At 59.9% G+C, this 15048-nt stretch carries 8 protein-coding genes; 3 read left to right on the top strand and 5 right to left on the bottom strand.

What is annotated here, in order from left to right; all coding sequences use genetic code 11:
* Nucleotides 1-1326 (bottom strand): APC family permease, encoded by a 1326-nt coding sequence (locus QRN46_RS00730; RefSeq protein WP_285354172.1) that lies wholly within the window; start codon nt 1324-1326, stop codon nt 1-3.
* A 207-nt stretch (nt 1327-1533) separates the two neighbouring features.
* The gene (locus QRN46_RS00725; protein WP_011335769.1) at nt 1534-2355 is read right to left on the bottom strand and encodes a carbon-nitrogen hydrolase family protein; all 822 of its coding nucleotides are present in this window, start codon (nt 2353-2355) and stop codon (nt 1534-1536) included.
* A 125-nt stretch (nt 2356-2480) separates the two neighbouring features.
* Between QRN46_RS00725 and QRN46_RS00720 the strand changes: the two genes are divergently transcribed.
* Together QRN46_RS00720 and QRN46_RS00715 are read left to right on the top strand one after the other, a co-directional pair.
* Nucleotides 2481-3281 carry a helix-turn-helix transcriptional regulator gene (locus QRN46_RS00720; protein WP_011335770.1) on the top strand — a complete coding sequence of 267 codons (801 nt, stop codon included), beginning with the start codon at nt 2481-2483 and terminating at the stop codon, nt 3279-3281.
* A gap of 36 nt (nt 3282-3317) precedes the next feature.
* A complete protein-coding gene (locus QRN46_RS00715) occupies nt 3318-4937 on the top strand; it encodes an FMN-binding glutamate synthase family protein (RefSeq protein WP_011335771.1) in 1620 nt (539 codons plus the stop codon).
* Between the two features lie 32 nt (nt 4938-4969).
* On the opposite strand, the gene QRN46_RS00710 is transcribed toward QRN46_RS00715, so the two are convergent.
* From QRN46_RS00710 to QRN46_RS00700, 3 genes are all read right to left on the bottom strand, one after another.
* Nucleotides 4970-6475, bottom strand: a complete 1506-nt coding sequence (locus tag QRN46_RS00710; protein WP_011335772.1) for a glucosyltransferase domain-containing protein — start codon at nt 6473-6475, stop codon at nt 4970-4972.
* A 169-nt stretch (nt 6476-6644) separates the two neighbouring features.
* Entirely contained in the window at nt 6645-8066 is a 1422-nt protein-coding gene (locus QRN46_RS00705; RefSeq protein ID WP_285354171.1) for an amino acid permease, read from the bottom strand.
* Between the two features lie 301 nt (nt 8067-8367).
* A complete protein-coding gene (locus tag QRN46_RS00700) occupies nt 8368-11547 on the bottom strand; it encodes a dermonecrotic toxin domain-containing protein (RefSeq protein ID WP_285354170.1) in 3180 nt (1059 codons plus the stop codon).
* A 313-nt stretch (nt 11548-11860) separates the two neighbouring features.
* Between QRN46_RS00700 and QRN46_RS00695 the strand changes: the two genes are divergently transcribed.
* A complete protein-coding gene (locus QRN46_RS00695) occupies nt 11861-14986 on the top strand; it encodes a transglycosylase domain-containing protein (protein ID WP_041475421.1) in 3126 nt (1041 codons plus the stop codon).
* Nucleotides 14987-15048: the final 62 nt, after the last annotated feature.

Here is a 15048-nt window from a genome sequence, read left to right as displayed (position 1 = left end):
TCAGGCGGCTTCCTGGAAATCCATCTCCGGCGGCTGCCGGCGGAAGCCACCCGTAAGCACCGCCAGGTACACCACGCCAATCGCCAGCCAGCTCAGGCCCAGATACACCGCCAGGTGATCGAGGCTGACCATCAGCCACAAGTCCGCCGCCAGGCCGATGAACGGGAAGATCAGGAACAGGATCAACTCGCGCAGGCCTTTTTTCTCGCCGCCGATCCAGTAGTGAAAAATCACCGACAGGTTGACCAGACTGAACGCCAGAAACGCGCCGAAGTTGATGAACGAGGTCGAGGTGGTCACGTCTAGTTTCAGCGCCAGCAAGGCCACCACCGCACACAGCAGGATGCTGTTGACCGGCGTGCCGAAGCGCTCGTGCAAGGTGCCGAAGAATGACTTGGGCAGCACACCGTCACGGCCCATCGCGAACAACAAACGCGAACCGCTGGCCTGCGCCGACAGACCCGAGGCGAACTGACCGACGATCAGGCCGATCAGGAAGATCGACACGAACAGATCACCGCCAATGTTGCGCGCAATCTCGTAGGCCGCCGAGTCGACGCTGTCGAACTGGAACGAAGGATGGGCGATCTGCACGAAGTACGAGACGCCGACGAAAATCAGCCCGCCGATCAGGGTGATCAACATGATTGCCCGAGGGATGGTGCGACGTGGATCGCGGGTTTCTTCGGTGAGGGTGCTGACCGCATCAAAACCGAGGAACGAATAGCAAGCGATGGCCGCGCCGCTCATGATCAGCGGCATTTGCATGTCGCCATTGAAGAACGGTTTGATCGACCACAGCGGCTGGCTGGCATCGCCGCCGACGTAATGCACGCACAGCCCGACGAAGGCGATCAGCACCAGGAACTGCACCAGCATCAGCAAGGCGTTGATGCCGTTGGCCAGCTTCAGGCCGATGATGTTGATCGCGCTGGTGATGCCGATGAACGCCAGCACCCAGATCCACTGCGGGATCGACGGGAAGGCCGACGCGAGGTACGCGGCGCCGATCAGCCAGATCGCCATCGGCAGAAACAGATAATCGAGCAGCACCGCCCAACCGGCGATGAAGCCGAGTTTCGGGCTGATGGCCTTGCGCACGTAGCTGTAGGCCGAGCCGGCCACCGGAAACGCAGCGGCCATGCGACCGTAGCTCATGGCGGTGAAAAACATCGCCACCAGCGCCGCCAGATACGCGGCGGGCACCATGCCGGCGGTGGACTGGGCGAGGATGCCGAACGTGCCGAGGACAATGATCGGCGTCATGTAGGCGATGCCGAACAGCACCACCGCCCCTAGTGAAAGGGTGCGTTGCAAACGAGCCATGGGCGACTTACTCCGGATTTTATTGGATTTATGGCAGAGGCCGAGTTCGGCGAATGTTTCGGGTGTTGCGTTGTTGTTCTTGGGTCAAACAGATGTGTTGTCTGGACGGGCCCCATCGCGAGCAAGCTCGCTCCAACAGTGACCGCGTTCCCCTGTGGGAGCGAGCTTGCTCGCGATGGCGCCAGCCGTGGCGCCACAGGATCAGGATCAGCGCGAGGGGATCAGCAGCTCACGTACTCCGCAGGCGTGTTCAACCACCTCCCCCGGCAACCTCAACCGCTGATCATCCAGATACCGATAATCCTTGCGTGCCAGCTCCAGCTGGCCGAAATCCAGCTCGACACTGAACCGCCCTTCCTCACGCCCGGCTTCGAACAGCAGCGTGCCCAGCGGATCCACCAGCGCACTGCCGCCGGCAAACATCAACCCGTCATCCCCGGCTTCCACCCGGTTGACCATCAGCGCAAACGCCTGGTTTTCCTGGGCCCGGGCCATGATCGCGGTGCGGTGGGTCGGGCCGTAGGGGTCCATGTTGCCGTTGGTCACGATCAGCAATTCGGCGCCCAGTTGCGCCAGGGCGCGGGCCGACTCGGGGAACTCAATGTCGTAGCAGATCAGCAGACCGACGCGCACGCCGTTCCACAGGCAGGTGGCGTAACGGTCGCCTGCCTCGAACACACCGCGATCAGAGGCCCAGAGGTGGGTCTTGCGGTATTTCAGGGCAATGCCTTCGGGAGTAATCAGCAGCGTGGTGTTGTAGTAGCGGCCGTTGTCGTTTTCGGCCATGCCGATCACCACGGCAATGTTGCGCTCACGGGCGGCAGCCTGCACGGTGCTGACGGTCGGGCCGTCCAGCGGTTCGGCGATCTGCGCCACGGTGTCGGCGGTCGGAAAGCCCATCAGGTGGGTCTCGGGGAACACGATCAATTGCGTGTCGGCGGCGCAGGCCGCCATCGCCGCGAGGGCGCGTTCGAGGTTGTACGCCGTGTCTTTGTCACGGCCCGCCAACTGGGCGAGTTCGACTTTCATGGGTAGTCCTTGTTATGAGCGCCGGGCGCCGAAAGATTGCCCGGCGGCTGTCTGTGGGCCAGTATGCTTCGCATTCGACCGGCCCGGGAATTACGCGGCCGGGGTAACCCGATAGGGGTAGAGGCATGACTCTTTCGTTTGACGACATCACCTGGCACCGCGCCGTGGGGCAGTTGATCGACGCCCTCGACAAGCCGAATTTCTGGGCGCAACTGGTGCGCCTGCTCGACCAGTACGTGCCGTTCGATAGCTGGGTGGCGCTGCTGTTCAGCGCCGACCGCCACCCGCAGGTGTTCGCCGAATGCCCCGGTGCCGACGGCAGTCCCGACCAATTGTTTCAGGACTACTTGCGCGGTCTGTACCTGCTCGACCCGTTCTACATCGCCTGCCGCGAGCAATCGCGCACCGGGTTGTATCGCCTGTCGGAGGTCGCACCGGAGCACTTCGAACTGACCGAGTATTACCAGCGATACTTTCGTCTGAATGTGGTGGCCGACGAAATCCAGTTCAATTGCCAGCTCGAGGGCGACCGCACGCTGTGTCTGTCACTGGGCAGCCAGCAACGCTTCACCGGCGAGCAGATTGCCCTGCTGTCGCTGATTCAGCCGTGGGTGCTCGGCCTGTTGCGCCAGCGCCTGCCCTATGAAATCAACGAAACCGTGGCCCTCGCCCCGGCGCCTGCGCAACCGGACTGGCGGGTACAGCTCGAAGCGTCGGTGCAGCAGCTCAAGGGCGCGCAACTGACCGCCCGGGAACTGGACGTCGGGCGCCTGATGCTCAGCGGTTGCTCCAGTAAAGAAATCGCCCGTAAGCTGGAAATCTCTGTTGAAACCGTGAAAGTCCATAAGAAACACATGTACAGCAAGCTGGGGATCAAATCCCAGTCGGAGCTGTTTTCGATCTTTCTGCAGGCGCAGAACGCCTGACTGCCGCAAAAAAACCGTCCGAACCAAGGAAACCGTATGAGCCTGTCACTCCTGAGCCGCTACGCCTTCTTTGCCGTCTGCGTGATGTTCACCCTCGCCAGCCTGCCCTTTCTCGAACACGACTGGCTGTGGCCGATCACCGCGGTCACCGGCGTATTGAGCCTGATCGGTCTGTTCGACCTGATGCAGAGCCCGCACGCGGTGCGCCGCAACTATCCGATCCTAGGCAACATCCGTTATCTGGTCGAGGGCATCCGCCCGGAAATCCGCCAGTACCTGCTGGAATCCGACAGCGACGCCCTGCCCTTCTCCCGCGCCCAGCGTTCGCTGGTGTACTCGCGGGCCAAGAATGAAACCGCCGACAAACCGTTCGGCACCCTGATCGACGTCTATCAATCCGGTTTCGAATTCATCGGCCACTCGATGCGCCCGGCGCCGTTGAGCGACCCGAGCAGTTTCCGCGTCACCGTCGGCGGCCCGCAGTGCACCCAGCCGTACTCGGCGTCAGTGTTCAACATCTCGGCCATGAGTTTTGGCTCGCTCAGCGCCAACGCGATCCGCGCGCTGAACCAGGGCGCCAAACTCGGCAACTTCGCCCACGACACCGGCGAAGGCAGCATCAGCCCCTATCACCGCGAACACGGTGGCGACCTGACCTGGGAACTGGGCAGCGGCTATTTCGGCTGCCGTACCAGCGACGGCCGCTTCGACCCGGAACGCTTCGCCGCCCAGGCGCAGACCCCGCAAGTGCGGATGATCGAAATCAAAATGAGCCAGGGCGCCAAACCCGGCCACGGCGGGATCCTGCCCAAGCACAAGGTCACCCAGGAAATCGCCGACACCCGCGGCATCCTGATGGGCGAAGACTGCATTTCACCGTCGCGACACAGCGCGTTCTCCACACCGATCGAGATGATGCATTTCATCCAGCAGCTGCGTGAACTGTCCGGTGGCAAACCGGTGGGCTTCAAGTTCTGCCTCGGCCACCCATGGGAGTTCATGGGCATCGCCAAAGCCATGCTGGAAACCGGCATCCTGCCGGACTTCATCGTGGTCGACGGCAAGGAAGGCGGCACTGGCGCCGCGCCGGTGGAGTTCACCGACCACATCGGCGTGCCGATGCGCGAAGGCCTGCTGTTCGTACACAACACCCTGGTCGGTCTGAATCTGCGGGACAAGATCAAGCTCGGCGCCAGTGGCAAGATCGTCAGCGCCTTCGACATCGCCAGCGTGCTGGCCATCGGCGCCGACTGGGCCAACTCGGCGCGCGGCTTCATGTTCGCCATCGGCTGCATCCAGTCGCAAAGCTGCCACACCAACAAATGCCCGACCGGCGTCGCCACCCAGGACACCCTGCGCCAACGCGCACTGGTGGTGCCGGACAAGGCCCAGCGGGTCTACAACTTCCACCGCAATACGCTCAAGGCCCTGGCGGAAATGCTCGCCGCCGCTGGCCTCGATCACCCGTCGCAACTGTCGGCCAAGCATCTGGTGCGGCGGATGTCGGCGACTGAAATCAAACTGTTCTCGCAGCTGCATGTGTTCCTGAAGCCGGGGGAATTGCTCACCGGGGAAGTGAACGGCGAGTTCTATTCGCGGATGTGGCAGATGGCTAGGGCGGACAGTTTTGAGCCGCAGGAGATCGCGGCCGCCTAGCAGTAACGCTCAGGGCATAGCACCTCGGATACTCACCAACTCAAGAGCCGACCATGGGGCGGCTCTTTCATGACGATGAAACCGTAATCGCCGGTCAGATAGATGCGGTAATAGAGGCGATCCACCAAGGCTGGAAACCCCTGATAGCCGACGCGGGTGGCATTGCGCCGTTCGCGCTCTGCAACCACGTTGGTGATGCCGGCCGACGGCAGGTTTTCGGCGAGCATGAAGTAGTCGATGTTCAACAGATAGCGCAGCACCGGTAGCTGTTTGAAGGTGCCCTCCGCACCCGCCAGCCAACGGTCGGAGTAAGTGACCGACAGGTAAATACGTTTGGCTTCGCGCAGTTCGCGATGAGAGGAAATGTCCTGACTGAGGCTGAACAGGGCGCTATTGGCGAAGGTTTTTTCCATCATCAGCACCCGCCCGTAAGCGAAGGACAGCGACAAGGTTGCCAGAAGCGGAATTGCCAACAACAGGGGCAATCGCGAGTGCAGCGACGTCAATCCGACATAGGCCAGATAGAACAGCAACATCAGCAGCACGCCGAACCCCATCAGGGTGCGCGCGCCTTCATTGAAGTCGCGAAACAGCAGCGTCATGCCCGGCACCAGCAGCACAATCAGCGGCATTGCCAGCAGGCAGCTGAAGCTCAGCAGCAAGCCCTTGGCGCGCGACAGGTGGCGCTCGCGAATCTGCCGCCCCAACTGCACGGCGCCGATCACAGCACACAGCACCAGCGCAATAAAAACCGCCGTGTAACCGCCGTGAAACAGCAGCGCTACCTTCTCCATCACCCGAGCGATATTGATGCCGATCTGCAGCAACGGATCAGCGCTTGCCTTCAGCAATTGCGTGCGTCCGTGGTCAGTGAACGGATAGGCCGTGACGCTGTAAATCAACACTGCCAGCAGCAGTTGCGCCAGCCGCCAGCCTGACTGGTGCCAGAGCTCCGACCACGGTACTCGCCGATGGACATTGCGCAGCAATTCCAGGCAGCACAGCCCGAGAAACACATTGAGACTGATCTGATACAGCCCGATCGCCAGCGCCAGCAACGCCGACGGCACCAGCCATCGCTGAATGCGTGAAGCGCCGCAAAAAGTGATCGCGTAAATCACCGCGACCAGACTCAGGGCCATGCCGGCCCCGTCGTATTGATAGGACAGGTTCTGCAACAGGAACGGGTTGTACCAGAGCGGCAACGGCACCAGGCAACAGGCCACCGTCGGTTCGGGAAAATAGTGGAAGGTCAGTCGGGTCAGAGCGAACGACATCGCTACGGTGGCGAGCAACAGCGGCAATGGAAAAATGTTCGGTGCAGCGCCGGTAAAGGTCAGCGCCTGATACAGCCAGTCCATGAACAACCGCCCCTGCCCGGCCCAGGCGTTGCCGGCTGCCAGCGTGCGCCAGTTGTCATCGATGTAGGGGAAGTCAGCGAGGATCAGCGGCAGGATGTACAGCATTGTGGCAAGCAGGAAGAACAGCACGACCTGACGGCGGCCGAGTTCTCGTACGAGAAAATCGCTGATCCTCATACTGCGCCTCTGTTCACGGCTGCGCTGGAAACGAAGTAGATAAACCTTCGAACATGACTCTGAATCAGAAGTCGTTTTTTGCGCTGATTTCAGACCAGCGGCATCAACTCACACCCATGAAAAAGCCCCGGACTTTCGACCGGGGCTTTCAGGTTTCAGCGACAACGAATTACGAAGCCGAACGCATCGCGCCCTGTACCGAATCCTTCGGTTGCAGCTTGAACACGTAGAACAACACGGTCAGCAGTACCAGGAACGCCGGGCCGACATACAGCGCCACGCGAGTGTCCGGGAAGTACGCCATCAGGCCGACCACCAGCACCAGGAACGCCAGCGCCAGATACGAGCTGACCGGGAACAGCCACATCTTGTACTTCAGGCCCGCCCGTTCGCTGGCGCTCAGGCCTTTGCGGAATTTCAGCTGGGCCAGCAGGATCATCACCCAGGTCCAGATCGCGCCGAAGGTGGCGATGGACGTCACCCAGACGAAGACTTTTTCCGGTACCAGATAGTTGAGCAGCACGCCCAGCAGCAGCGCGAAGATCGACAGCAGCAACGCCCGACGCGGTACGCCGTTGCTCGAGGTGCGAGCGAAACCGGCCGGCGCCTGGCCGTTTTGCGCCAGGCTGTAGAGCATGCGACCGGTGCTGAAGATGCCGCCGTTGCACGACGACAGCGCTGCAGTGATCACCACGAAGTTGATGATGCCGGCGGCGGTCTTGATGCCCAGACGCTCAAAGGTCATCACGAACGGACTGCCCTGGGTGCCGATTTCGCTCCACGGGTAGATCGACAGGATCACGAACAGCGCGCCGACGTAGAACAGCAGGATCCGCCAGAACACCGAGCCGATCGCATTCGGGATGGTCTTCTGCGGGTTCTTCGCTTCACCGGCGGTCAGGCCGATCATCTCCACGCCCAGATAGGCGAACATCACCATTTGCAGGGACATCAGCACGCCCGTCACACCGTTGGGCATGAAGCCGCCGTGGGCCCACAGGTTGGAAATCCCCAGTGCCACACCGTCGTTGCCGAAACCGAAGGCGATGATGCCAATGCCGCCGAGCACCATGGCGATGATGGTGACGATCTTGATCAGGGCGAACCAGAACTCGAACTCACCGAAGGCTTTCACCGCGATCAGGTTGATCGAGCCCATGCTGACCAGCGCCGCCAGCGCCCAGATCCAGCGCGGGACATCGGGGAACCAGATGCCCATGTACACCGCCACCGCCGTGATTTCGGCGACGCAGGTCACAAGCCACAGGAACCAGTAGTTCCAGCCGGTGAGAAAGCCCGCCAGCGGGCCGAGATAATCCTGTGCGTAACGGCTGAAGGAGCCGGCGACCGGGTTGTGTACGGCCATTTCGCCGAGGGCGCGCATGATCACCAGGATCGCCAGACCGCCGATGATGTAAGACAGCATGATCGCCGGGCCGGCCATTTCGATGGCCTTGGCCGAACCGAGAAACAGACCGACACCGATGCAGGCGCCGAGCGCCATCAGGCGAATATGCCGTTCACCGAGTTCGCGTTTGAGCGGACCGCCTTGAGCGGTTTCGCCATGGGGCGGGTGATTGCCGACTGGCATGGGGGACTTCCTCGTCTTGTTATTGGATGTGACCACCGAGTGTTCAAGCGTCGGCCGATAAGCCTGCGCCTGGGTAAATACCGGCCCTGCTTCGTGGGCAGAACCGTCCCGCAGAAGCAACCTGCGGGATCAGCGGGGCATGCAGTATAAAAAGCTTGCGACAGGTTTTTTCACTCTATAAGGCATCTGATTCAGACGTAAACCTCGTCAATTAACAGGTTTACGAGACAAACCATCCTGCATTTCGAGGATTATTCACCGCGCAAATGGGCGCCGAGTATTGCACAGCAATGGTGCAACGTCACAGGCCGGCCGGTGCGACAGACCTTTCGATGGTCGTCACTGGCCGGGTCTCGACCCTCCAGACTTTCGTCCGGCCAAAGACTCGAGCCAGCGTATCGGGACGGGAAAACCAGCCCGGTTGCGCCATCGAATAGCGGGCAATGGCGGTCGCCCCCTGATTGGATTGATAGTGCAGTTTCCAGACGCGAGCCGTTCGGTCGTACCTCATGAAGGCGAAGCCCGTCAGGATCGAGTCGGGATTGCCGTTCTGGTCCAGACGGAGTCCGTAGTCCGGATACTCCATGGCGACACTCAGTCCCCATCCATGCTCTTCCCGGGCCAGATCGTTGTATTGGGCAGCTTCCTTGCCGCCCTCGACATGCCGGACCCGAAGCAGGTTTTCATCCATCTGATCCACCACCAGGGAGCAACCGCTGAAACCGGGTGTGAAGACATGATCCGGTTGCGCCCATCCAGGGTGAACGGGGATATCGACGTAACCTCCCTGCGGCGACCAGTATGCGGAAATCGCGTTCGTACGCTCAGGGAGATCACCCGCCTCAAGATCGAGGACTTTGAGTGCATTGAACTCCCCTTCCACGGCACCTGAATACTTCATGCGCTGCATGGTAAACAGGAAGCTGCCCCCGCCTTTTCGCATGTCGAGTTGCGACGCAGTCCCCTTCGACAATCCCCCCGTGATTTCTTCCATCAGATCGGTTGCAATGGGCAGTCGACCCAACTCGGGCATCTCAAGCGCCTGATGAATGCTGGTCGGTTCGATGGAATAGGGAAGCTGATGCATCTCCCCCCAATCAAATGGCAGGTGCCTCACGTCGGCGCTGGAAACCACTTCGATTTCCGGCTCCCACAAACCATTGGGCAGTCGCTTGCGCAAGAAGGAAGGACCGTCAGCCAGTGAACTGTCAGACCTGGCGCCCCCTCTCAATGACAGAGGCTGCCATCGGTCGGGCGCTACTTCCCGCAGGCGCAGCTCCGTCGCCCGATTGCTCTGCGGATCGACAATGTTGACGTCCACGATCTCGGCATTGAGATTGAACGCATCACGAATCTGATACACCGCCACAACCCCACTGTCGTCGATATTGCGGATGTAACACCATTGTCCGTCGACACTGCGGTAAATGCCTTTGCTCGGTTGAAGGCCCAGAATCAGTGACTCCTCGACTGCATATCGGGCATTGAATCGATTATCGATGCCCGACGCCGCAGCGGGATGTGCGGCAGCGACATCCAGCGAAGCCGCTTCGCCTGTTACAAGCGGACCGTAAACGGATGCGTCAGATGCGGATTCGGGCGATAGCACCGGTACGGGCCGATGCGGACTGTGGCTCCAGCCGTTCATGTTTTCAGTAAGGAAAGGTTGATACGCGCTGGCATTGCGGGGGTGGATGATGCGCCAGGTGTTGGTTGCTGGATCGAAACGTTTTTCATAAACGTGCCCCTCGACACGCACATACAGTTTGTTCGCGACAAGAAACTGGTCGCGAACATTGGGCTCGATATCGGCGAGCGACACGTTGCTCCGGTACTCCGTCAGGTCTGGTTTCCACAAGCGTTTCTGTCCGCTCTCAAGTTTGATCGGCAAGAACTCCGTGCGGCCTCCCGATGCAATGCTCCCTGTCAACGCGCCGCCAGCCGCCGCAATCGCCACATTCTCCAGAACCCCGTTGATCAGCCGCCAGCCATTTTCCCGGTCGCCGAGACTCAAATCCTCAAGTCCCTCCAAAACATCATCCATCAGCTGGATCGCCGTGACGCCGAGCATCAGAACTCCGACTGCGGGTACCGTGAAGGACAGCAGGTTCAACGCCATCAAACCAATGTCCAGGAGTTGTGCAAACCAGGCCCTGCGTCCGCGAGCATCAGCGTCAGCGGTAGGCACAGCGGCACTGCGTGCATCAGCCAATAATCGATGCCTGAAGCGTCTGAAAGATACCTGCCAGATGTCGAGGCTCGTATCCCAGCGATCGCCTGAAGGGCTCACTATCAGCTCCTGCAGGAGAAAGTCCGGCGCCTTTTTTTGACGACGGATTTTCGGACCGTTCGCAGTGACGAGTTCGGTAAAGCTGGAAAAAAACTTCGGCCGGTCTTTATGTTTTACGAAGCGGCTAAAAAACACCTGATAGTCGGTCGGTGCTTGCGGGTCGGCCTTTTCATCCTGGGACTTGCGCACAAACTGGCTGACAAGTTGAGTCTTGAGTGCCGTCAACTTCGGATAAAGTTTCAGCGGATGATCGGGATCATCCGGAATCCAGGCGATCAAGTCGTTTGGCCAGAATCCATCAACTGTTGGCAGCAATTTATCGAGAACGCTATCGTCTTCCGGATCGGCAATCTCGAAAATCGCGCAACCGTGCAATGGCATATTCATGAAGCTCATGCCGCGATACCAGAGCGACTTGCCGTCAACCTTCACATCTTTTTTGCCGTTAGCCACTTCAAGCAGGGCCCGATGATGTCTGGCCTCAATATCGCCCTTGAGCACAGCAACATGACTTGACGCTTTCAACGAAGCGCTCTGATAAGCAGTGAAGGCATCACTCAGCGCTTTAAGACCCGTCGCATCATCCAGCTTCAGTGCTTGCCGGATATGGGCCTGATAAAGCCGGCCGACATCCAGCTCTCGACACAATTCGATGAAACGAAGCGCACTGATCCTCCTATCGGTCGGTTGATCGCCTTCCCAGCCGATACGGGAAAATGACCTGAAGTCCGTTTCTGCTTCATCGAAGTTATGAAGGGCAGCTTGCAAAAATGTATAACGTTCAGTCGGCGGACGCGAAGGGGATATCGAAGAAGGAGAGAAAGCCAGCCACAAGCTTTGCACCTCGATATCAGATCCCGTCTCGCCCTTCAGCTTCGCCCTGAGCAGTGGCTCGGCGAACGCCTCCGGGGACTTGACCTGGTCCATCAGGGCACTGAAAGCAGTATGCGCGGCCACGCTTTCCTCTATGGCCCTGCGTGCCTCCGCCAGTTGTTGAGGCGACGCGCTTGTCAGCCAATCAGGTCTCGACGGCGTAATCTTTTTCAACATCTCAAGATTGGACTTCGACATATTAACAAGTGCAGGTGGAGTTGCTGCCAGCACCACCTCGGAATACTCATCGTTTAAACTTTCAAGATTATTAACTACTGCAGGCGCGAAGCGTGCAAAAGACCGGAAGTACGTACCCACGATGCAACTCCAAATCAAGAAATGAGACTTTAATAAACATCACTCAACTTGAATTTGACACTTGAAAAAAACATCAACCAATTGCAAATCCAGACAACTTTTTTCAGATTGGCGAGCGTCAGTCAGAAGCTTTTTGCTCACCTTGTTATGTTTCCCGATACAGGCGCGACGATACCTGTGCGCTTCGGATCCTCACCGCCCCGTCGCTCGGTCCTGTCACCGCTCGATGACCTTCACAATTTTTTCACCGACGCCAACCAGCGACTAAGCTTCAGTCAAGTCCGATCAATCTGCGTGAATGGATCAATCGACTATGGGCGCTTTGTGGCAAACCGATTCGAGTGAAAAAGTGGTTCCGACTGAACGTGTGGATGAAGCGCCTGTACCTGAGAAACCCCGTCGCAACCGGCATGGGTGGAAGGCTTTCTGGCTCCTGTTGGTGATCATCGCGATTGTCGTGGGCCTGGCCGCGATGAAGGAAATGCGCACCTCGCGTTTTCAGTCCCGCGAGGTCAGCCAGTACGCCGCCAAACTCAAGTACGAATTGCAACCGGGGCCCAGCGAAGCGATCCGCTATCCGGGCAACGGGCCGTTCGATCTGCGTCTGGGCTACAGCTCGCTGGACGAGTTCCTGCCGCGGCTGATCAAGCGCAACTACGTGATCACCGAGCAGACGCGCTTCTCCCCGGCCCTGCTCAACTACACCGACAAGGGCCTGTTCGTGCCCTATTCCGAAAAGATCCAGGCCGGGCTGTCGATCACCGATTGCCGCGCCGCGCCGCTGTATCAGTACAACTATCCGCAGCAGCTGTACGCGAGTTTCGATTCGATCCCGCCGGTGGTGGTCAACAGCCTGCTGTTCATCGAAAACCGTTTTCTACTTGATCCAAAACAACCGATGGCCAACCCGGCGGTGGACTGGCCGCGCTTCGGCATGGCCGCGTGGTCGCAAGTTGCCAAGCTGCTGCACTTGCCGGGGCAGTCGGCCGGTGGCAGTACCCTGGCCACGCAACTGGAGAAATACCGCCATTCACCCGATGGCCTGACGGTGTCCGGCGCGGAGAAAATCCGCCAGATGATTTCCGCCAGCGTGCGCGCCTATCAGGGTGGCCCGGACACCTTGCCGGCGCGGCAGAACATCGTTCGCGATTATCTCAACAGCGTGCCGCTGTCGGCGGTGCCGGGGCATGGTGAGGTACATGGCATGGCCGAGGGCCTGCGGGTCTGGTATGGCGCCGATTTCAACGAGGCCAACCGAACACTCGCCAGTACCGCCACCGATCCGAAATCCATGGCGGACAAGGGCCTGGCCCTGCGCGAGATGCTCTCGCTGATGATCGCCCAGCGCCGCCCTTCGCATTACCTGACCAAGGGTCGTGAAGAACTGGTCGAACTGACCAACAGCCACTTGCGCCTGCTCAAGCAGAACGGCGTGATCGACGCTGCCCTGGCCGATGCCGCGCTGGCCAGCACCATCAGCTACCGCGACTGGCAGACCCAGCCGACGATTCAGCCGATCGAAACCAACAAGGGCATCAGTGTCGCCCGCAGCCGGCTGGCGTCGATGCTCAACCGTCCGCTGTACGACCTTGACCGCCTCGACTTGTCCGCTACCAGCACCCTGCAAGGCGAGCTGCAAACCCAGGCCACTGCATACCTGAAACGACTGGCCGACCCGGCCTATGCCGCTGAAATCGGCCTGATGGGCGAACGCCTCCTGACGCCCACCAGCACCACTCAGGTGCGCTACAGCTTCACATTGTTCGAGCTGACCCCGGACGGTTCACGCGTGCGGGTGCAGACCGACAGCACTGATCAGCCGTTCGACATCAATGAGGGCAGCAAACTGGAACTGGGCTCCACCGCCAAGATGCGGGTGCTCACCACCTACCTGCAAATCATCGCGGAGCTGCATGACAAGTACGGCGCCATGAGCGTGCCGGAACTGAAGAAAGTCGAGGTACCGGATCAGGATCGCCTGAGCCAGTGGGTGATCGACTACCTGATCCAGAACAAGGATCACGACCTGTCGAAGATGCTCTCCTCCGCCCTCGACCGCAAATACTCGGCCAGTCCTGGCGAGGCGTTTTTCACCGGTGGCGGCCTGCATGTGTTCCATAACTTTCGCAAGGAAGACAACGGTCGCCTGCCGACGCTGCGCGATGCCCTGCGCGAATCGATCAACCTGCCGTTCATTCGCCTGATGCGCGATCTGGTGCGCTACACCACCTACTCAGGTCCCAACAACAGCGCCGAACTGCTCAAGGACGACCGCGACCCAAGACGTCAGGAATACCTCGCCTCGTTTGCCGACCGAGAGGGCACCTCGTTCCTGCTCAAGTTCTGGAAAAAGTACCGGAACAAGGACACCCAGGCCCGGCTCGACACCTTCCTCGACAGCATGCGCCCGACCCCGATCCGCATGGCCGCCGTGCACCGTTACCTGCTGCCCAACGCCAGCCAGGAAGACTTCAACACCTTTGTGCGCTCGCACCTCAAGGGCGTCAAAATCACCGAAAAACTCACCGACGAACGCCTGGAACGGCTGTATCTGGCCTACGGTCCCGGCACCTACGACCTACCGGATCAGGGCTTCATCGCCAAGGTTCACCCGCTGGACCTGTGGATGATCGGCTACCTGCTCAACCACCCCGACGCGACCTTCAAGGACATCGTCAAGGCCAGCCAGTTCGAGCGTCAGGAAGTCTACAGCTGGCTGTTCAAGAGCAGGCACAAGGGTGCCCGTGACAGTCGCATCCGCACGATGCTGGAGATCGAGGCGTTCCTCGAGATCCATCAGCGCTGGCAGAAAGTCGGCTATCCGTTCGATCACCTGGTGCCGTCGCTGGCCACCGCCATCGGCAGCTCCGGCGACCGCCCCGCGGCGTTGGCCGAACTGATCGGCACCATCCTCAACGACGGTGTGCGCATGCCGACCCTGCGCATCGACAGTCTGCACTTTGCCGCCGGCACGCCTTACGAAACGAAACTGGTCAATGATCCTCACGTCGGCAAACGGGTGATGCCGTCCGAAGTGGCCACGGCGATGCGTGAAGCGCTGTCGCAGGTGGTGGACTCGGGAACGGCCAAACGTGTTTCCGGCAGTTTCAAACTGGCTGATGGAACACCGCTGACCATGGGTGGAAAAACCGGTACCGGTGACAACCGGATCGAGGCCATCGGCTCCGGCGGGCGAATTCTCAGCTCGAAATCGATCAACCGCACGGCGACCTTCGTGTTCTACATCGGCGACCACCATTTCGGCACGCTCACCGCGTTCGTGCCGGGGCGTTCGGCGGAGAACTTCAAGTTCACCTCGGCCTTGCCGGTACAGGTCCTCAAGGGCATGGCGCCGATTCTGATGCCTTACCTGCAACCGGGCAGCGACTCACAGTGCCGTGCCACGCAGACAACGACCGTGGCCCTGGCTTCAGATTGAACCGATAGTGGGCGGTAGTTATGTGTTTTATACATATCAATATTCAATGATTAACGTATCAA

This window comes from Pseudomonas sp. lyk4-R2A-10, assembly GCF_030209075.1.
Lineage (GTDB): Bacteria > Pseudomonadota > Gammaproteobacteria > Pseudomonadales > Pseudomonadaceae > Aquipseudomonas > Aquipseudomonas glycinae.
This window is presented reverse-complemented; position numbering and strand designations above follow the sequence as displayed.

Bases quoted from the DNA above. Each gene is read 5' to 3' on its own strand.
- QRN46_RS00725 (WP_011335769.1), bottom strand. From the start codon at position 2,355: ATGAAAGTCGAACTCGCCCAGTTGGCGGGCCGTGACAAAGACACGGCG.
- QRN46_RS00705 (WP_285354171.1), bottom strand. From the start codon at position 8,066: ATGCCAGTCGGCAATCACCCGCCCCATGGCGAAACCGCTCAAGGCGGT.
- QRN46_RS00695 (WP_041475421.1), top strand. From the start codon at position 11,861: ATGGGCGCTTTGTGGCAAACCGATTCGAGTGAAAAAGTGGTTCCGACT.
- QRN46_RS00720 (WP_011335770.1), top strand. From the start codon at position 2,481: ATGACTCTTTCGTTTGACGACATCACCTGGCACCGCGCCGTGGGGCAG.
- QRN46_RS00730 (WP_285354172.1), bottom strand. From the start codon at position 1,326: ATGGCTCGTTTGCAACGCACCCTTTCACTAGGGGCGGTGGTGCTGTTC.
- QRN46_RS00710 (WP_011335772.1), bottom strand. From the start codon at position 6,475: ATGAGGATCAGCGATTTTCTCGTACGAGAACTCGGCCGCCGTCAGGTC.
- QRN46_RS00715 (WP_011335771.1), top strand. From the start codon at position 3,318: ATGAGCCTGTCACTCCTGAGCCGCTACGCCTTCTTTGCCGTCTGCGTG.